This window comes from Allohoeflea poritis (genome assembly GCF_027889715.1).
GTDB classification, from domain to species: Bacteria; Pseudomonadota; Alphaproteobacteria; order Rhizobiales; family Rhizobiaceae; genus Hoeflea_A; species Hoeflea_A poritis.
This window is the reverse complement of record NZ_JAPJZH010000002.1, coordinates 149,428-169,006: the sequence shown is the minus strand read 5'-3', so window position 1 is coordinate 169,006 and position 19,579 is coordinate 149,428. Positions and strand designations below refer to the sequence as shown.

The 19,579-nt window shown below is 62.0% G+C and carries 17 protein-coding genes; 11 read left to right on the top strand and 6 right to left on the bottom strand.

Annotated elements, in window-relative coordinates:
* Positions 1-12: 12 nt before the first annotated feature.
* Positions 13-972: a GlxA family transcriptional regulator gene (locus OOZ53_RS03850; protein ID WP_271087998.1), complete on the top strand. Its 960-nt coding sequence runs from the start codon at positions 13-15 to the stop codon at positions 970-972.
* Here the strand turns inward: OOZ53_RS03850 and OOZ53_RS03845 are convergent, their stop codons facing one another.
* The gene (locus tag OOZ53_RS03845) at positions 973-1,719 is read right to left on the bottom strand and encodes an SDR family oxidoreductase (protein WP_271087997.1); all 747 of its coding nucleotides are present in this window, start codon (positions 1,717-1,719) and stop codon (positions 973-975) included.
* A gap of 70 nt (positions 1,720-1,789) precedes the next feature.
* Entirely contained in the window at positions 1,790-2,488 is a 699-nt protein-coding gene (locus tag OOZ53_RS03840) for a cyclic nucleotide-binding domain-containing protein (RefSeq protein ID WP_271087996.1), read from the bottom strand.
* A gap of 264 nt (positions 2,489-2,752) precedes the next feature.
* On the opposite strand from OOZ53_RS03840, the gene OOZ53_RS03835 reads away from it, so the two are divergent.
* From OOZ53_RS03835 to OOZ53_RS03790, 10 genes are all read left to right on the top strand, one after another.
* A complete protein-coding gene (locus OOZ53_RS03835) occupies positions 2,753-4,168 on the top strand; it encodes an MFS transporter (RefSeq protein WP_271087995.1) in 1,416 nt (471 codons plus the stop codon).
* 70 nt (positions 4,169-4,238) lie between these two features.
* On the top strand, positions 4,239-5,846 hold the full coding sequence (locus tag OOZ53_RS03830) for an MFS transporter (protein WP_271087994.1): 1,608 nt from the start codon (positions 4,239-4,241) through the stop codon (positions 5,844-5,846).
* Between the two features lie 65 nt (positions 5,847-5,911).
* Positions 5,912-9,670 (top strand): nitrate reductase subunit alpha, encoded by a 3,759-nt coding sequence (locus OOZ53_RS03825; RefSeq protein ID WP_271087993.1) that lies wholly within the window; start codon positions 5,912-5,914, stop codon positions 9,668-9,670.
* Complete coding sequence (narH, locus tag OOZ53_RS03820) at positions 9,667-11,205, top strand: nitrate reductase subunit beta (RefSeq protein ID WP_271087992.1); 1,539 nt, start codon at positions 9,667-9,669, stop codon at positions 11,203-11,205. The genes OOZ53_RS03825 and narH overlap by 4 nt, the downstream gene beginning before the upstream one ends.
* On the top strand, positions 11,205-11,918 hold the full coding sequence (gene narJ, locus OOZ53_RS03815) for a nitrate reductase molybdenum cofactor assembly chaperone (RefSeq protein WP_271087991.1): 714 nt from the start codon (positions 11,205-11,207) through the stop codon (positions 11,916-11,918). The genes narH and narJ overlap by 1 nt, the downstream gene beginning before the upstream one ends.
* A gap of 12 nt (positions 11,919-11,930) precedes the next feature.
* The gene (narI, locus tag OOZ53_RS03810) at positions 11,931-12,650 is read left to right on the top strand and encodes a respiratory nitrate reductase subunit gamma (protein WP_271087990.1); all 720 of its coding nucleotides are present in this window, start codon (positions 11,931-11,933) and stop codon (positions 12,648-12,650) included.
* A gap of 3 nt (positions 12,651-12,653) precedes the next feature.
* Positions 12,654-13,571, top strand: coding sequence for a peptidylprolyl isomerase (locus OOZ53_RS03805; RefSeq protein WP_271087989.1), 918 nt, complete (start codon positions 12,654-12,656; stop codon positions 13,569-13,571).
* Positions 13,572-13,581: 10 nt separating this feature from the next.
* Positions 13,582-14,163 (top strand): hemerythrin domain-containing protein, encoded by a 582-nt coding sequence (locus OOZ53_RS03800; RefSeq protein WP_271087988.1) that lies wholly within the window; start codon positions 13,582-13,584, stop codon positions 14,161-14,163.
* A complete protein-coding gene (locus OOZ53_RS03795) occupies positions 14,153-14,797 on the top strand; it encodes a carbonic anhydrase (RefSeq protein WP_271087987.1) in 645 nt (214 codons plus the stop codon). The genes OOZ53_RS03800 and OOZ53_RS03795 overlap by 11 nt, the downstream gene beginning before the upstream one ends.
* 81 nt (positions 14,798-14,878) lie before the next feature.
* A complete protein-coding gene (locus OOZ53_RS03790; RefSeq protein WP_271087986.1) occupies positions 14,879-15,415 on the top strand; it encodes a DUF2478 domain-containing protein in 537 nt (178 codons plus the stop codon).
* 32 nt (positions 15,416-15,447) lie between these two features.
* Here OOZ53_RS03790 and OOZ53_RS03785 read toward each other — a convergent pair whose 3' ends face one another.
* Genes OOZ53_RS03785 through OOZ53_RS03770 form a run of 4 tightly spaced genes read right to left on the bottom strand, consistent with a single transcriptional unit; the run spans position 15,448 to position 19,554 of the window.
* Positions 15,448-16,383, bottom strand: a complete 936-nt coding sequence (locus OOZ53_RS03785; RefSeq protein WP_271087985.1) for a TRAP transporter substrate-binding protein — start codon at positions 16,381-16,383, stop codon at positions 15,448-15,450.
* Entirely contained in the window at positions 16,383-17,513 is a 1,131-nt protein-coding gene (locus tag OOZ53_RS03780; protein ID WP_271087984.1) for a Gfo/Idh/MocA family protein, read from the bottom strand. The genes OOZ53_RS03785 and OOZ53_RS03780 overlap by 1 nt, the downstream gene beginning before the upstream one ends.
* A complete protein-coding gene (locus tag OOZ53_RS03775) occupies positions 17,506-19,002 on the bottom strand; it encodes a tripartite tricarboxylate transporter permease (RefSeq protein ID WP_271087983.1) in 1,497 nt (498 codons plus the stop codon). The genes OOZ53_RS03780 and OOZ53_RS03775 overlap by 8 nt, the downstream gene beginning before the upstream one ends.
* Positions 19,003-19,005: 3 nt before the next feature.
* A complete protein-coding gene (locus OOZ53_RS03770) occupies positions 19,006-19,554 on the bottom strand; it encodes a tripartite tricarboxylate transporter TctB family protein (protein ID WP_271087982.1) in 549 nt (182 codons plus the stop codon).
* Positions 19,555-19,579: the final 25 nt, after the last annotated feature.

Sequence of the window (19,579 nt, the reverse complement as noted above, 5' to 3'; positions counted from 1 at the left end):
TTTTTTCGAATAATGGACAAATCTCGCTCAACAGGCAGGCCATTCCGGGTCGGCTTTCTGCTCATCGACGGTTTTGCGCTGATGTCCTATTCGGCGGCGGTCGAGCCGCTGCGGGCGGCCAATCTCCTGGCCGGGCGTGCGCTCTACACCATTGACCATCTTCCGGTGGTCGGCGGTCAGTCGGTGAGCTCAAGCGGCGCGATTATCCGGGCGACGTCGCATCTTGGCGAGCGGGTGGATTTCGATCTGATAATGGTCGTGGCAGGGGGCGACCCGGCTCGCTTTTCCGATCAGAGGATTTTCCAGTGGCTGCGGCACCTTGCCCGCCGCGGGGTGCTGATCGGCGGCGTATCGGGCGGACCGGTCGTGCTGGCGCGTGCAGGCGTCATGGCCGGACGGCGCATGACGGTGCACTGGGAACATGCGCCCGTTCTGGCGGAACTCGATCCGGCGCTGCTTCTGGAGCGCGATCTTTATGTCATCGACCGGGACCGGCTGACCTGCGCCGGGGGCACGGCCGCGCTGGACATGATGCACGCCCTGATCACGGATCATCACGGGGCCGATTTCGCCAGACAGGTCAGCGACTGGTTCGTGCACACTGAAATCCGCCCGGCGGGCGGGCCGCAAAGGGCGGGGCCGGTCGAGCGCTACGGCACTTCCAACCCGTCCGTGTTGCAGGCCATTGAGCTGATGGAGAACCATATCGCCGATCCGCTGGCGCTCGACCAACTGGCGAAATTATGCAATCTCGGCGCGCGCCAGCTCAACCGGCTTTTCCGGGCAAAGCTCGGTTGCAGCACAATGGCCTATTACCGCGGCCTGCGGCTGGACAAGGCGGACAATCTGCTTTCGCAATCGACGCTGAACGTGACCGACGTGGCGCTGGCGACGGGTTTTGCCAATTCGGCGCATTTCTCCGACAGCTATCGCCGCAAGTTCGGGCGTTCGCCGTCGTCAAGGCGTCAATAGCTATCCGCGCCCGATATAGGGCATGGCCGTCGCCATCACTGTCATGAACTGCACATTGGCATCGAGCGGCAATTCGGCCATGTGCAGGACAGATGAGGCGACATTGGCGACATCCATGGTTGCCTCGGCCTGGACGGAGCCGTCTGCCTGCGGAACGCCCTTGGTCATCGGCGCGGCCATTTCGGTGAGCGCGTTGCCGATATCGATCTGCCCGCAGGCGATGTTGAAGGGGCGTCCGTCCAGGGAAATCGTTCGCGTAAGGCCGGTGATTGCGTGTTTGGTCGCCGTGTAGGGAACCGAACCCGGACGCGGCACATAGGCCGATATGGAGCCGTTGTTTATGATGCGCCCGCCTTGCGGTGTTTGCTCGCGCATGATCTTGAATGCCTGCCGCGCGCACAGAAAGGCACCGGTCAGGTTGACATTGACTGTTTCGAGCCAGTCCTCGACGGCGATTTCGTCGATCGGGCGGCCCGGCTTGGAGATGCCGGCATTGTTGAACAGGACGTCGATCCGACCCCATTTGTCGAAAGCCCTCTGGAACATGTCCTCCACCTGCCGGGGGTCGGTCACGTCACCGGGCAGCACAAGCGCATCCGCGTGCCCGTCGGCGGCCTCCTTGAGCGGAGCGACCCTGCGGCCGACGAGCCCCACCCGATAGCCGTGAGCAAGAAAAACCTCCGCGCAAGACCTGCCGATACCGGAGCCGGCGCCGGTGATGATGATCGACTTTTTTGCTTCGCTCATGGCGGGCGTATCCTTTCAGTGCGAGGTCATATCCGTAACGGTTTGTCCCGCGGGCAGCGGAAACGGTGTGTCAGGTATCACGACCGTCGATAAGGGGGTTGGGCTTGGCGAGCGTGGACAGGGCCTCAAGATCGTCAAGGCTGATCTTGTTGCCGCGGACAACGACGCCGTAGGGTTTGAGCGTGTTGAAGGCGCGCGACAGGTTTTCCGGGGTCATGCCGAGCAACGAGGCGAGAGTGCGCTTGTCTTGCGGCAATTCGAGCATCCCGGTGCCGCCCTGATCGGTGTGGTAGCGCAGCAGGCGGTTGGCGAGGCGTTCGACAGCGGTGCGCAGCTTCAGGTCCTTGTGTTCCTTGACGACGGTTCGATAGCAATTGGCCAGTTCGACCACGATGGCCCGGGCAAAGGCCTCATCGCGCTGGAAGATGTCGCGGATGTTTTCCGATGGCACCATCAGCAGCTTCGAGCGCTGGCATGTGCGCGCCGACATCAGGTAAACGGCATCCTTCAATACAGCCGCCAGGATGAAGGTTCCGACCGGGCGAACCATGCCCATGGTCGATTCGCGTCCATTCGTGCGCGCAAACAGTTCCACACAACCCTCGATAACGACGTAGAGAAAGTCCGCCGGATCGCCTTCGGTGATCAGTTCGAGCTGTGCTGGAAAGGTCTGCAGATAGGCGGCCTGCATGAGCGCTTCAAAGTTCGAGTCGCTCATGCTTTCGAAGAGTTCAAGCGAGCGGACCTCAGGCAGGTCGGAAGAACGCACGTATCGATCCTTAATAAAAATCAAGAGTTCGATTGACGTAATTAGCAGCCCGTGCCGGCAACCGCAATCGGCTTCGTTGACCTGTTTTCGCGGTTGCCTTGCGGCTTGTTCGCGCGGTTCTTGTTTCTTCGGCAAGCGTCCAAGCCGTTGATTTAGATCAATTCCAGAGAATAGGCGCGGGTAAATTCTACGCCCTGCAGCCCTGCATCAGGTTTTTGCACGGGCCGTTCTGGGACAATTATCCGACTTCATCGGGGGACTTCGATGGAACTGCAGCACAAAGCCACGAGCCTTTGGGGAAACTTCTTCAAGGTGACGATGGTTCAAATCAGAACGTTCCACATGACGTGGTTCGCGTTTTTTCTCTGCTTCTTCGCGTGGTTCGGCATTGCACCGCTTATGAAAGTGGTTCGCGACGAACTGCAGCTTACCAAGGATCAGGTCGGCTGGACGATCATCGGTTCGGTCGCCATCACGATTTTCGCGCGCCTGCTTATCGGATGGCTTTGCGACCGGATCGGGCCGAGGCTGACCTATACCGGCCTGCTTATGCTCGGCGCCTTCCCGGTCATGGGTATCGGCCTGGCCCATAATTTCGAGACGTTTTTGCTGTTCCGCCTGGCGATCGGCGCCATCGGCGCCTCCTTCGTCATCACCCAGTACCATACCTCCGTCATGTTCGCTCCCAATGTGGTCGGGCAGGCAAATGCCACGTCTGCCGGCTGGGGCAATCTCGGCGGCGGCGTCACGCAGTTCGTCATGCCGCTGATCTTCTCGGTCTTCGTGCTCGGCTTCGGCTTTTCCGAAGCGATCGGCTGGCGCCTGTCGATGATGGTTGTCGGCGCGGCGATCTTCTGTACCGGCATTGCCTACTACTTCTGGACACAGGATGCGCCCGACGGCAATTTCAGCGAACTGCGCGCCAAGGGCCTGATGCCGGCCAAGAAGACGGTGACGGGCAATTACTGGCGGGCTCTGGCCGATGGCCGGGTCTGGATCCTGTTCGTCATCTATGGCGCGTGCTTCGGCATCGAACTGACCGTCAACAACACCGCCGCGCTCTATTTCGCCGACTATTTTGATCTGGGTCTCGTCGAGGCCGGCCTGATGGCCGCCTGCTTCGGCCTGATGAACATCTTCGCCAGAACGCTTGGCGGCATTTTCGGCGACAATTACGGCGCGCTCTGGGGACTGCGCGGCCGCGCGTTCTGGCTGTTTATCTGCCTGTTCTGCGAGGGCCTCGCGCTCATGCTGTTCTCACGCATGAACGTCCTGTTTCTGGCGCTTCCGTCCCTGATCGTCTTCTCGCTGTTCACCCAGATGGCTGAAGGCGCCACCTACTCGGTCGTTCCCTTCATCAACAAGAAGGCGCTGGGCGCGGTCGCAGGCGTGGTCGGCGCGGGCGGCAACGCCGGAGCGGTCCTTGCCGGCTTCCTGTTCAAGGGTGCCATCGACTGGAACGATGCGTTCCTGATCCTCGGCATGGTGGTGACCGTCGCGTCTTTCCTCGCTTTCTTCGTCCGGTTCAGCCCGGAACAGGAAGAGGAAGAGAAAGCCAACTTCGTGGAGGCCAATATCGAGACCCTTCGTGCCCGTGCCGACAAGGCCATGAAGGAGTTCGAAGAAGGTATGGCCGTCATCAGGAGCCGACAGGAAAAGACCCGTGAACCGGCGCAATGAACACCGGTGGAGGGCGAACACGCCCTCCGCTCGCCAGGTCCACGCATTGAACTTAACCAGGAGATGACTTGTGGGACAAGATTTACGCAACTGGAACCCGGAAGATGAGGCGTTCTGGAAAAGCGACGGAAAAGCCATCGCGAACAGGAACCTCTGGATATCCATTCCCAGCCTTTTGTGCGGCTTTGCCGTGTGGCTCTACTGGGGCATCATCACCGTTCAGATGCTCAATCTGGGCTTTCCGTTCGAAAAGTCCGAACTCTTTACCCTTGCGGCGATCGCCGGCCTGACCGGCGCGACGCTGCGTATCCCGAGCACCTTCTTCATCCGCATTGCCGGCGGGCGCAATACGATCTTCTTCACCACGGCACTGCTGATGATCCCGGCGGCGGGCGCCGGCCTTGCGCTGCAGGACCCGAACACGCCGTTGTGGCAGTTTCAGATCCTTGCCTTCCTGTCCGGCATCGGCGGCGGCAATTTCGCCTCGTCCATGTCCAATATCAGCTTCTTCTTTCCGAAGAAGATGCAGGGCTATTCGCTCGGCATGAATGCCGGTCTCGGCAATTTCGGCGTCACCACCATGCAGATCCTGGTGCCGCTGGCCATGACCATGGGCATCTTCGGCGGCGAGGGCATGGTGCTTCAGAACACGTCCGGCACGCTGATCGGCAAGATCCCCGCCGGCACCGTCACCTACATCCAGAATGCCGGCTTCATCTGGCTGGTCTTCCTGATCCCGCTCGCCTTTGCCGGCTGGTTCGGCATGAACAATATCCGTGACGAGCATGTTTCACCCGATATCGGCAACCCGTTCAGCGCCTTTGGCATCATTGTCTTTATGCTGGTTATCGGCCTGTTCACAGCCGCCTGCGGCCTGTGGCTGATGCTGCCGGAAAATGTCGGCGGATCGGGGTTCGATGTCAGCAAATGGATCGTCCTGCCGCTCGTCATCGCCGCGACGGTGCTGCTGCTGCGGATGATCCCGGGCCAGGTCGGCAAGAACCTGCAGCACCAGTACCGGATCTTCGGTAACAAGCACACATGGGCGATGACCGTCATCTACACGATGACCTTCGGATCGTTCATCGGTTACTCGGCGGCCTTCGCGCTTGCCATCAAGGTCATCTTCGGCTTCCAGCACATCATGGTCGACGGCGTGATGACGCACGATACCGTCAATCCCAACGGGCCGAGCGCGCTCATGTATGCCTGGATGGGGCCGTTCATCGGCGCGCTGATCCGGCCTATCGGCGGATCGATCTCCGACAAGATCGGCGGCGCGAAGGTGACCCAGATCATCTCGGTCGTCATGGTCGCCAGCGCGCTGGGCGTCGCCTACTTCATGCAGCAGGCCTATGCCTCGGCTACGCCGGAAGACTATTTCGTTCCCTTCCTGATCCTGTTCCTGATCCTGTTCACGGCCACCGGCATCGGAAACGGTTCGACCTTCCGCACCATCGCTGTCGTGTTCGACAAGGAGCAGGCCGGTCCGGTTCTTGGCTGGACCTCGGCGGTTGCCGCCTACGGCGCCTTCATCATCCCGAAGGTGCTGGGCGAGCAGATCAAGCTGGCGACGCCCGAACTGGCGCTCTACGGCTTCGCCGCCTTCTACATGGTCTGCATCATCATCAACTGGTGGTTCTACCTGCGCAAGAATGCCTACGTGAAGAACCCGTGAGCTGACGAAATGCTACCCGGCGGGCGCGGAGGCGTGCCCGCCGCAATCGAAACCGGAGAACACCCATGAGCCATCTCCTTGACCGGCTGAATTTCCTGGCGCCGACGAAAACAGGCACGTTTTCCGACGGCCATGGCGTCACCACCAATGAATCCCGCGACTGGGAGGACAGCTACCGGGCGCGCTGGCAGCACGACAAGGTCGTGCGCTCCACACACGGTGCCAACTGCACCGGATCATGTTCCTGGAAAATCTACGTGAAGGGCGGGATCGTCACCTGGGAGACCCAGCAGACGGACTATCCGCGCACCCGGCCGGACCTTCCCAATCACGAGCCGCGCGGCTGCTCGCGCGGCGCCAGCTACAGCTGGTACATGTATTCGGCCAACCGCGTGAAACATCCGCTGATCCGCTCCAGACTGCTGAAGCTGTGGCGCAGGGAGCGGACGCTGAAGACGCCGGTGGGCGCCTGGGCGGCGATCCAGGAAGATCCGGCCAAGCGAGCGGAATATGTCCGCATGCGCGGACTGGGCGGTTTCGTTCGCGCCACCTGGGACGAGGTCAACGAGATGATCGCCGCGGCCAACGCCTATACGGCGCGGCGCTGGGGCCCGGACCGGGTGATCGGTTTCTCGCCGATCCCGGCCATGTCGATGATTTCCTACGCTGCCGGCTCGCGCTACCTGTCGCTGCTCGGCGGCGTGTGCATGTCGTTCTATGACTGGTATTGCGACCTGCCGCCGTCGTCGCCGATGACCTGGGGCGAGCAGACCGACGTTCCCGAATCGGCCGACTGGTACAATTCCGGTTTCCTGATGCTGTGGGGCTCGAACGTTCCGCAGACGCGCACGCCCGATGCGCATTTCTACACGGAGGTGCGCTACAAGGGCGCCAAATCCGTGGTCGTGTCGCCGGATTATTCGGAAGCGGCGAAATTCTCCGACATGTGGCTGCATCCCAAGCAGGGCACCGACGCGGCGCTCGCCATGGCGATGGGCCATGTGATCCTGCGCGAGTTCCATCTCGACCGCCAGGCCGAATATTTCGAGGATTACTGCCGGCGCTACACCGACATGCCGATGCTGGTGCGTCTGGTGAAGAAGGACGGCAACTATGTGCCGGAGCGGCTGGTCCGCGCGTCCGATTTCAAGGACGGTCTGGGCGAGGAAAACAATCCGGAATGGAAGACGGTCGCCATCGACGAGAAGACCGGCGAGGTCGTCGCTCCGAACGGCTCGATCGGCTACCGTTGGGGCGAACAGGGCAAGTGGAACCTCGAGGCCAAGGACGGCAAGGGCAGGGATGTCGAACTCGGCATGAGCCTGATCCTCGACACCGACCACGACCAGATCGCCAATGTCGCGTTTCCCTATTTCGGCAACCGCGAGCACGACCATTTCGAAGGCACGGACCATGACAGCGTCCTCGTGCGTTCGGTTCCGGCCAGGAAACTGAAGCTCGCCGAGGGCGAAACGCTGGTCGCCACGGTCTTCGACCTGTTCGTTGCCAATTACGGTCTCGACCGGGGTCTTGAAGACAGCAATTCAGCGAAGTCCTTCGACGACGAGCTGCCTTACACCCCGGCATGGGCCGAGAAGATTACCGGCGTGCCGCGTGAGCAGATCATCACGGTCGCGCGCGAATTCGCAAGAAACGCGGAAAAGACCAATGGCAGGTCCATGGTCATTCTCGGGGCGGGCCTGAACCACTGGTACCACATGGACATGAACTACCGGGGGATCATCAATCTCCTGGTCATGTGCGGCTGTGTCGGCCAGTCCGGCGGTGGCTGGAGCCACTATGTCGGCCAGGAAAAGCTGCGCCCGCAGACCGGCTGGTTGCCGCTCGCATTTGCCCTCGACTGGGGCCGCCCCCCGAGGCAGATGAACTCGACCTCGTTCTTCTATGCGCATACCGACCAGTGGCGCTACGAGACGCTGCAGGTGGAGGAAATCCTGTCGCCGACGGCACCGGAAGGTCCGTGGGACGGTACGCTGATCGACTACAATATCCGTGCCGAGCGCATGGGCTGGCTGCCGTCGGCGCCGCAGCTCAGGACCAATCCGCTGGAGGTCGCCAAGGCCGCGGGCGAGGCCGGCAAGGAGGCCAAGGACTATGTGGCCGAGGAACTGAAATCCGGCCGGCTGCACATGTCCTGCGAGGACCCGGACGATGCAGCCAACTGGCCGCGCAACCTCTTCGTCTGGCGCTCCAACCTGCTCGGCTCGTCCGGCAAGGGGCATGAGTATTTCCTCAAGCACCTGCTTGGCACCAGCCACGGCGTCATGGGCAAGGACCTTGGCGACGAGGGGCGCCAGCGCGCGAAGGAAGCGGTCTGGCACGACGAGGCGCCGGAAGGAAAGCTCGACCTGCTGGTCACGCTCGATTTCCGCATGTCGACGACCTGCGTCTATTCGGACATCGTGTTGCCGACGGCCACCTGGTACGAGAAGAACGACCTCAACACGTCGGACATGCATCCGTTCATCCATCCGCTGACCAGCGCGGCGGATCCCGCCTGGGACGCGCGCAGCGACTGGGACATCTTCAAGGGCATTGCCGAGAAGTTCTCGGAAGTTGCGCCCGAGATTCTCGGCGTTGAAAAGGATGTCGTTCTGGTCCCCATCCTGCACGATACGCCGGGCGAACTTGCCCAGCCGCTCGATGTCAAGGACTGGAAGAAGGACGAGGCCGAGCCCGTGCCCGGCAAGACCATGCCGGCGGTGGCCGTCGTCGAGCGGGATTATCCCAATCTTTACAAGCGTTTCACGGCGCTCGGCCCGTTGATGGACAAGCTCGGCAATGGCGGCAAGGGCATTTCCTGGAACACCGAGCACGAGGTCGATCTGCTCGGCCGTCTCAACGGCGTGGTCGATGATGAGGGGCCGACAAAGGGCCGGCCCAAGATCGAGACCGACATCGACGCGACGGAAGTGATCCTGTCGCTGGCGCCGGAGACGAATGGCGAAGTGGCGGTCAAGGCTTGGGAAGCGCTGTCGAAGAACACCGGCCGCGACCACACCCATCTCGCCATGCCCAAGGAAGACGAGAAGATCCGCTTCCGGGATGTCGTCTCGCAGCCGCGCAAGATCATCTCCTCGCCGACCTGGTCGGGCCTGGAATCGGAGAAGGTCTGCTACAATGCCGGCTATACCAATGTCCACGAACTGATCCCATGGCGCACCATCACCGGCCGCCAGCAGCTCTACCAGGATCATCTGTGGATGCGGGCCTTCGGCGAGGCCTTCTGCCTCTACCGCCCGCCTATCGACACCAAGACGATCAATCCGGTGATCGAGGCGAAATCCTCGGGCAAGCCGCAGGTGGTGCTGAACTTCATCACCCCGCACCAGAAATGGGGCATCCATTCGACCTATTCGGACAATCTGATGATGCTGACGCTCAATCGCGGCGGTCCGGTCGTGTGGATTTCCGAAACCGATGCGAAGAAGGCCGACATTGTCGACAATGACTGGGTCGAGGTGTTCAACGTCAATGGCGCGATCGTCGCCAGGGCCGTGGTCTCGCAGCGCATGAAGGATGGAACCATCTTCATGTACCACGCCCAGGAGAAGATCGTGAACACGCCCGGCTCACAGCTCACAGGGCAGCGCGGCGGCATCCACAATTCCGTCACGCGGGCGATTACCAAGCCGACGCACATGATCGGCGGCTACGCCCAGCAGTCCTACGGCTTCAACTACTACGGCACGGTCGGCGCCAACCGCGACGAGTTCGTCGTCGTGCACAAGCTCGACAAGGTCGACTGGATGGAAGGGCCTTATGCGGGTCCGGTTTCACCGAATACGGAGGCGGCAGAATGAAAATCCGCGCACAAATCGGCATGGTGCTGAACCTCGACAAATGCATCGGGTGCCACACCTGCTCCGTCACCTGCAAGAATGTCTGGACGAACCGCGAGGGCGTCGAATACGCCTGGTTCAACAATGTCGAGACCAAGCCCGGCGTCGGCTATCCCAAGGAATGGGAAAACCAGAAGAAGTGGAACGGTGGCTGGGAACGCAAGGCCAACGGCAAGATCCAGCCGAAGATGGGCCCGAAATGGCGCATTCTCGCGAAGATCTTCGCCAATCCGGACCTGCCGGAGATCGACGACTACTACGAGCCCTTCGATTTCGACTACGGCCATCTGCAGACCGCCGGCGAAAGCCAGACCATGCCCACGGCGCGGCCGCGCTCCATGGTCAGCGGCGAGCGCATGGAGAAGATCGAGTGGGGGCCGAACTGGGAGGAAATCCTCGGCGGCGAGTTCTCCAAGCGGTCGAAGGACACCAATTTCGAGGGCGTCGAGAAGGAAATCTACGGCGAATTCGAGAACACCTTCATGATGTATCTGCCGCGGCTGTGCGAGCACTGTCTCAACCCGGCCTGCGTCGCGGCCTGTCCATCGGGTGCGATCTACAAGCGCGAGGATGACGGCATCGTGCTGATCGACCAGGAGAAATGCCGCGGCTGGCGCATGTGCGTCTCGGGCTGTCCATACAAGAAGATCTACTACAACTGGTCTTCCGGCAAATCCGAAAAATGCGTGTTCTGCTATCCGCGCATCGAGAGCGGACAGCCGACCGTGTGTTCCGAAACCTGCGTCGGGCGCATCCGTTATCTTGGCGTCGTGCTCTACGATGCAGACCGGATCGGCGATGCGGCGGCAACCTCCGACGAGCGGGATCTTTACGAAGAACAACTGAAAGTCTTCCTCGATCCGAACGATCCGAAGGTCATCGAACAGGCCAGGAAGGACGGTGTTCCGGACGACTGGCTGGAAGCAGCGAAGAAATCGCCTGTCTACAAGATGGCGATGGACTGGAAAGTGGCGTTCCCGCTGCATCCGGAATACCGGACGCTGCCGATGGTCTGGTACATCCCGCCGCTGTCGCCGCTGCAGTCCGCGGCGGAAGCCGGCAAGATCGGCGTCGATGGTGAGATGCCCGACGTCAAGTCGTTGCGCATTCCGGTGCGTTACCTCGCCAATCTCCTGACCGCCGGCAAGGAAGCGCCGGTTGTTTCAGCGCTGGAGCGCATGCTTGCCATGCGCGCCTATATGCGGGCCAAGACGATCGACGGCGTCATCGACGAGGTGGTGGCCGAAAAGGTCGGCCTGACCGGCGCGATGATCGAGGACATGTACCGGATCATGGCGATCGCCAATTACGAGGATCGCTTCGTCATTCCGACGACGCACCGCGAAATCAGCGAAGACGCCTATGACGTGCGCGGCTCCTGCGGCTTTTCCTTCGGCAACGGGTGCACGGTCGGCCCGGCGGAGTCCGATCTCTTCGGTGTCAAACGCACGCGCACCACGCAGACACCGACCGATCGTTTCAAGGAGCAGGTCTGATGAACAGAACCCTCAAAGTCATTTCGCTGCTGCTGACCTATCCGACGCAGGAACTGGTCGACGCTATTCCCGAACTGAAGGCCGCCGTCATGGGCGATACCGGCCTCGGGGATCGCGAGAAACTGTTTCTCAAGCGGTTGTGTGACGATATCGCCGGGCGCGATCTCTATGACGCGCAGGAGCGTTACGTCCATCTTTTCGACCGCACGCGGACCCTTTCGCTGCATCTGTTCGAACATGTGCATGGCGAAAGCCGTGACCGGGGCGGCGCCATGGTCGACCTGATGGACATGTACCGCAAGGCCGGCTTCGAGATCGGCGTCAAGGAACTGCCGGATTACCTGCCGATGTTCCTGGAATTCCTGTCGACCAAACCGGAGGCGGAGGCCTGCGAACTCCTCGGGCAGACGGCGCATATTCTGACGGCTCTCCGCGAGCGGCTGAAGAAGCGCAAGTCGATCTACGCCAACGCCTTCGCGGCGCTGGAGCTGATTGCCGGGGGAAAGCCCGACCGGGCGTTGCTCGACGATCTTCTGAATGAGCCACTGGATGATCCGGACGACCTGGAGGCACTCGACCGGGTCTGGGAAGAAGAGGTTGTCACCTTCGGCGGCAATGCCGGCGAGAATGCCTGCGGCCCGGACCGCCTGCAACGTCAGTTACGCGCCCATCAACGCAAGCCGGACAGCGGTGCTGCCGCGCCGAACGCCTGAACGGAGGCTTTCATGTCGGACTATCTCAATACGCTGCTCTTTACCGTCTACCCTTATGTGGCGCTGGCGATCATGATCGTCGGCTCCGTCCTGCGCTATGAACGCGAGCCCTATAGCTGGCGGTCGGGTTCATCGCAGCTGCTGCGCCGGCGGCAGCTTGTCTGGGGCTCGGTGCTGTTCCATGTGGGCGTGCTGTTCCTGTTTTTCGGCCATTTCGTCGGTCTTTTGACCCCACACTTTGTCTACGAACACTTCATTTCGGCCGAGGCCAAGCAGTTGCTGGCAATCATCGCCGGATCGATCGCCGGTATCGTCTGCTTCATCGGGCTGACAATGCTGATACACCGGAGGTTCTTCGATCCGCGCATCCGCGCAACCTCCACCTTTGCCGACAATGCGATCCTGGTGATCTTGTGGATACAGCTCACGCTTGGCCTGATCACGGTACCTTATTCGCTGCAGCATACGGACGGATCGGTCATGCTGGCGCTGTCCGAATGGGCGCAGCGCATTCTCACGCTCCGCATTGACGGGACCGCCGAGCTCGTCGCCGCGCAGGCCTGGCCCTATCAGGTGCATATCCTGCTTGGACTGACGATCTTCCTGATCTTCCCGTTCTCACGGCTCGTACACATGCTGAGTGTGCCCGTTCGTTACATGTGGCGGCCGGGATACCAGGTGGTGCGCGAGCGCAACCGGCGCGAAGCGCCAAACCGCATACCGGCGGAGTAAGTGATGGCGATCGTCTACAGGAATCCGTCCATCGAACCGGCCGCGGTTGCGCCGCGGCCGGACGGCGAGGGTTACACGAGCTATCAGGAACCGGACACGTCGATCCCGCCCAAGGCGGGACCGGTGACGCGCGAGATCAGCGTCAACGGGGTTGCGATCGCCGAGACCGAGCTCCTGGCCGAGGCCCAGAACCATCCGGCGGAAAATCCGGGCGGCGCGCTCGCGGAAGCGGCCCGCGCCCTGGTGGTGCGCGAGCTCCTCTGGCAGGAAGCCCGGCGTCTCGGGATTGCCGTCGAACCGGATCGCGACAAGGACGGGCGCCCGGAAACCGAGCGGGACGCAGCCATACGTCTTCTGATCGACCGGGAAGTGGACGTGCCCTCGGCGGGTGAGGCGGAGTGCCGGCGTTTCTATGAACAGAACCCGGACCGGTTTTCGTCGCAGCCGATCGTCGAGGCGCGGCATATTCTGCTGGCAGCGGCGCCCGAAGACGGCGCGGCGCGGAAGGCAGCATCTGCGCTGGCACAGCGGCTCTGCGACCACCTCGCGGACAGGCGGCAAGATTTTGCCGACCTGGCACGGGAGCATTCCGCCTGTCCGTCCCGCGAACAGGGCGGCAATCTCGGGCAGTTGACTCGCGGCAGCACCGTGCCCGAATTCGAACGGGCGATCGAACGGATGAAACCAGGCGCGATCTCGCCGGTTCCGGTGGAAAGCCGGTTCGGCTACCACATCATCGCACTCGGCCGCAGGGAACCGGGCGAGTTGCTGCCCTTTGAGCTTGTACGTGAACGCATCGCCACTTGGCTGGAAGCCGCTGCATGGTCAAAGGCCGTATCGCAATATATCGCCATTCTGGCCGGCAAGGCCGACATTAAAGGTGTCAGCCTCAAGGCCGGCGAGGGGCCGCTGGTTCAATAGGACATGATGCATGGACAGGCTGGCTCAAGCACGCAAGCTGGCAATCGCCGCACTCGGCGAGCCGCCGCCTGTCGCACAGCTTCTTGCGCCGCTTGACTACATCCTGTCCGATCATTTCCGGCAGCGCTCCCTCTGCAAGGCGGTGGAGGACCTGGCCAACGCGGACGATTTCGATCGCGAGATGGCCGAAGCGGTTCTGCGTTTCATGAAATCCGATTTCGGCCTCCACGTCATCGATGAGGAAGAGGACCTGTTTCCATTGCTGCGCCGACGGGCGCTTCCCGAGGACGACATAAACATGGTGCTTGGCGCCTTGAGCCTCGAACACGCTTCGGACCACGACGACGCGGAACGGATTGTCGAGGGATTGGCACAGGCCCTTGAAACGAGGCGCGCGGATTTTCCGGACGCGGAGTTCGCGGCGCTCCTCAAGCGCTTCGCCGCAGGTGAAAGGAGGCATCTGATCGTCGAAAATGCTATTGTCATGCCACTCGCCAGGGCGCGTCTGAACGATGACGACCTGCGCAATCTGGGGCGCCGCATGGCGGCGCGCCGCGGTATCGACTATCCGGAGAAGAAACATGCTGTCTGACCTGCTCGATCACAACATCCAATGGGCCACCGAAAAACAACGACAGGACCCGGATTATTTCAGTCGGCTTTCGGCCTTGCAGCGCCCGGATTATCTGTGGATCGGCTGTTCGGACAGCCGTGTGCCGGCCAATGTGATCACCGGCCTGGAGCCGGGCGAGGTGTTCGTGCACCGCAATGTCGCGAACCTTGTGCACCGGGGCGATATCAACCTGCTGTCGGTTCTTGAATACGCGGTGGAAAGCCTTGAAATAAAACATATAATCGTGTGCGGGCATTATGGCTGCGGCGGCGTGCGCGCGGCCATGGACGGACACCGGCACGGCATAATCGACCACTGGCTTCAGCCGGTGCGGGACACGGCCGATCAATGTGCCGAGGAACTGGAGAAGATCGGCGACCCCGATACGCGCCTCAACAGGCTTTGCGAGATGAGCATCGCGGCGCAGGTGGAAAGCCTGTCGCGGACGCCGATCATTCGCTCGGCCTGGAGCCGCGGCAAGGAACTGGCCATCCATGGCTGGGTCTACGGACTCAATGACGGGCTGTTGCGTGACCTGGAATGCGGATGCAAGGGACTTTCTGGTGCGACGGGCGAAGCGGACAGCGACTGGGTTGGGCAGGGTCATGCCTGAGCCTTTATCGATCGGCGGCAATTTGGCCCATTTGCCTTTGCGCGCAAATGTGTAAGCTGTTGTGATGCAACGGAGTTTCCAATGACAGACAAGACCGCGCGGCGACTGGCGGCCATCCGTTTCGGCAAGGATTTTCATGTGGACGGCGTGTTCGACGCGGCGATTGCCGCGTTGCGCGCGGAGGGCCTGCGCATTGCCGGCTACGTGCAGCGGGAGACACCGGATCCCAGCACCTGTTGCGACATCACCTATCTGGAAGATATCGAAACGGGTCAACGGCACCGGATTTCGCAGGCGCTCGGTGCCGGCTCGCGCGGATGCAAGCTCGATCCGCAGGCGCTTGCCGGTGTATGCGGCGATCTCGTCGGCACGCTGGAAGAGAATGTCGATCTTCTCGTCCTCAACCGCTTCGGCAAGGGCGAATCCGATGGTCACGGTTTCCGCGTTGTCATCGAAAAGGCGCTCGAGCGCGGCATACCGGTGCTGACCGCCGTGCGCGACACCTATGAGCCGGCCTTCGAGGAATTCGCCGGCGATCTGGCGGCCCTGCTGCCGGCCGAGGCGGATGCGGTTGTCGATTGGGGCAGGGCGGTGAGCCGCTGGATGGCAGACGCCTGAACGCCGGCATGCCCGAGCCGGTGGGGGATGCCTTACCTGCCCGCTAGGTCCTCGTCGAACAGGCCGATCAACCTTGCATCGAATTGCGCGCGCGTTTTCGCCACCTCGTCGGCTGTCGCATCGACAAAGGCGCGCCTTTGGTCACCGCCGAGTTCGCTGATCTCGACGCCCTCGGCGATAAGTTTTTCCGCGCAGACGACATCATCCTCTTCCGCGAAGCCACGCTGGGCAAGCGTTGCCTTGCGCAGCGCCCGCTGAACGCCTTCCCTGAAGTCCGAGGGCCAGGCATTCACCGCGTCCTTGTTGAAGAGCACCATCGCGACGCCGATCAGGTGGCGGGTCAGCGTGATATGCTTGTGGTGTTTGTGAAGGCCGAAATTGTAGATGTTGGTCAGCGGGTTTTCCTGCGCGTCCACTGTTCCGTCCGCCACCGCAGCCGGCAGGTCGCGCACGTCGATGGTTTTCGGTTCGAAGCCGAGGGCGCGGAAGACGCGCTGGTGATTGTCGTTGGCGAGCGTTCGGATCTGGAGGCCCGCGCAATCCTGCGGGGCGAGGAGCGGTCCTTTGCCATTCGAGATATGGCGAAAGCCATTGTCCCAGAAATCGAGCACCGCAAATCCGGTCTTTTCCTGCATCAGCCCGGCCAGTTCTAGGCCCAGCGCGCCGTCGAGCACCGCATAGGCGCGGGTCCGGTCCGGCACGATGAAGTGCTGGTCGAAAATGCCAAGTTCCGGCACCCGCGAGGCCAGGTAGCTGGAGGAGAAGTAGCAGGCGTCGAGCGTGCCGGATTCCACCATGGAAAGAAGGTCCGAGGCCTTTTGCCCGCGTTCCACGATATTGCTGTCGAAGGAGAAATCGATCGATCCGCCGAGTTCCTCGGACAGGGCGTTGCCGAAAACATGTCCCCCTCGGGTGTGTACCGAGGCCGGCCCTTGATAACCGCCGAATTTCAGCGGGATTGCTGCCATCAGACGAGTTCCCGCATCAACTCGTCCGGATCGGCGGGAAGTTCGACCGGCCGTCCGCGCTTGGCCGAAAGGTCCATCGCCATGGTCAGGAGCAGGTTGTTGTGGCCGTCCGTTGCCGTGGCGTGCGGCGTGCGCTGGCCGGTATAGACGCGCTGGTACCAGGCATTGGTTTCCTCGCGCATCGGCCCCCAGAGCTGGTTGTCATGCAGGTCGCCGGGCGGATAGCTGGTCAGGAAGTCGACGTGGCGCGGCGCGCCGGGATCGAAGCCTTCCGGCGCGTAGCCGGCGCCCTGCGCCACCTCCGTCGCCAGAACCACATCGCGGTGCGTGTCCTCGATATCGATGACGCCCTTGGTGCCGACAATGCCGATCTCGATGCCGTAGACCGCGCCGGGCCAGACAACCGGCAGGGCCCAGGAGATGTTCATGCTCCAGATTGTGCCGTCATCCATGGTGAAGATGCCGAAGGTGGAATCCTTGGTGCCCCATTTGCCGAGCGCCGCATCGCAGGACTGGGCATAGACCGAGACCGGCTTCTTGCCTTCCATCAGCCACATGCACATGTCGAGGCTATGGGTGCCGGAGACGACCATCGGTGTCAGGTTCGCCCGGTCCTGGGTGCGGCTGACAGTTGCGATGGGCACCATGCGGTTCATGAAGGCGCGCGTAACGACCGATGTCACGTCGCCGATCTGGCCGGTCACCAGCCGCTCCTTGACCGCCAGGAAGCGGCGGCGGAAACGCTGCGTATAGCCGACGACGGCATCGACGCCGGCGGCATTGATTGCGTCGAGGATCTGCTGCGACTGGCGTGCGTCGGTCGCCAGCGGTTTTTCGATGAAGAGGTCAAGGCCGCGCTCGACGGCGGCGAGTGTCGGGTCGGTGTGGAAGTTCTCGTCCGTCGCGATGATCGCGGCGGTCACTTCCGGGCGGGCGAGCAGCTCGCGGAAATCGGTGGTGAAGAAATCGGCTTTGACATCGTCGCGCAGTTTTTCGCCGATATCGGACTTGATGTCGCACAAGCCGATCCAGCCGACACCGGGATAGGCGCGGGCCAGTTCCGCGCGAATGCGTCCGATCGTGCCGCAGCCGATGATCGCCAGGCCGATTTCCTTCCGTTTCTCAGTCACCAACACCTCCAACCGGGTTTCTGTTGCGCCGTGCGCGGATGAGGCCCTCGGCGAAGATGACGCAAAGGGCGATAAGCAGGAATGTGCCGAAATATTGCGACAGGACGAAGCCGAAGGACTTGTCCTCGAAGAGCAGCATGGCGCGGCGCAAATTCTCGTCGGCAAGGGGCCCGAGAATGACGCCGAGAACGACCGGAGCCGTCGGGAAGCGGAATGCATGCAGGATGTAGCCGGCAATGCCGGCGCCGAACATGATCCACACGTCGAACATGCTGAGCCGCACCGCGTAGGCACCGATGACGCAGATCGGGATGATGAGCGGCAGAAGCAACCCGCGCGGCAGGCTGAACAGTTTCACGCAGGGTTTGATCAGCGCGATCGCCGCCCCGTACATCAGGATATTGGCGACAATCAGCGCCGAATAGATGAAGTAGATCAGGCCCGGATGATCGATCTCGATGGTCGGTCCGACCACGATGTTCTTCAGGGTGAGGGCGGCGAGCAGCGCGGCCGCGGCGGCATTGCCCGGAATGCCCAGCGCCAGCATGGGCAGCATGGATCCGCCGATATTGGCGTTGTTGGCGACTTCCGAACTGACAATCGCCTCATAGCTGCCCTTGCCCCATTTCTTGCGCTCCTCGGGTTTGGCCCTGCGCCGGCCGATATCGTAGGACAGGAACGATGCCACATTGGCACCGGCACCGGGGATCGCGCCGATCAGGGTGCCGATAATGCCGGATCGGACGGCGGTGCGGAAATAGCGCAGCAGCATGCCCAGCGACGGCATGACACGGCCGACCTCTGAGGGAATGGAGTAGTGCTGGCGCTGCGGCAGCACACGAAGAACTTCGGCAAGACCGAACAGGCCGATGAGCACCGCGACATAGTTGATGCCGTCCATCAGCTCGAGCGTGCCGAAGGTGAAGCGCGGTACGCCGTGGATGGGATCGATGCCGACAAAGGCGACGAGCAGGCCGAGCCAGCCGGCGATCCAGCCCTTGAGCGGCAGGCTGCCGGCGGACATCGAGCCGCTGACGGTGATGCCGATGACCGCGAGCAGGAACATTTCCCATGACCGGAAATGCAGGGCGAAGGCGAGGATCAGCGGAATGAAACCGATGAGCAGCAGAATGCCGACCCAGTTGCCGATGAACGAGGCGCCGATGGCCATGCCCAGCGCCTTGCCGCCTTCGCCTCTCCTTGCAAGCTGGTGCCCCTCGATCATGGTCGGAACGGCGTCGGGCGTTCCCGGAATATTGATGAGCACCGCCGAGATCGCGCCGCCGAAGACGCTGCCGGTGTAGACGCCGAGCATGAAGGAGATGGCGGTTGCCTGGTCCATGCTGGCCGAAAGGCCGATGAGCAGGGCCATCGCCATAGTCGTCGAAAGGCCCGGCATTGCGCCCCACACGATACCGAGCGACACGCCGGCAAGGGTGACCAGAAGAATGTAAGGCGTCAGCGCCTGAAGGATGGATTCCAGCATCATGGGTCAGAGCGAGCCCGGTAACGGAATGGCGAACACGTAGCGGAACGCTGCGGCAAGCAGCGTGATCCAAACCGCCGAGACGAGGAGGCATTTCCACAGGACCCCGGTCCAGAAGATCGCCAGGATGACCGTGAGGAAGACGATGGTGATGACCTCGAAGCCGCCATAGCCGAGCTCCATGCCGGCGATCGTCGCCGAATATTCGAAGTTCAGATATTGCAGCGCCAGGAGATAGGCGCCGATAAAGGCCGCAAGCATCGCGGTGCGCACATGTTCGGGCTTTTCATCGTCTTCGGCGGCGGTCGCGCCAGCGGCCCGGCGGCGGAGCGCCATGGTGCCGAGGATCAGCGCCATGACGCACAGGCTGCCGGCCGTCAGGAACGGCAGCAGGCCTGGCGTCGTCGAAAGCGATCCGGGGTTGGTCAGGCGTACGCTTTCGACCATGATCCACAGCGACAGCGCAATCAGGAACGCCGCCGCGATCAAGTCCTGTACGGGTGTCGCAAAGCCGGCGTGCTCGTCTTCGCCGGCGAATTTGTGCTGTTCGCTCATGCCGCTCTTTCCAGATGTCGAATGG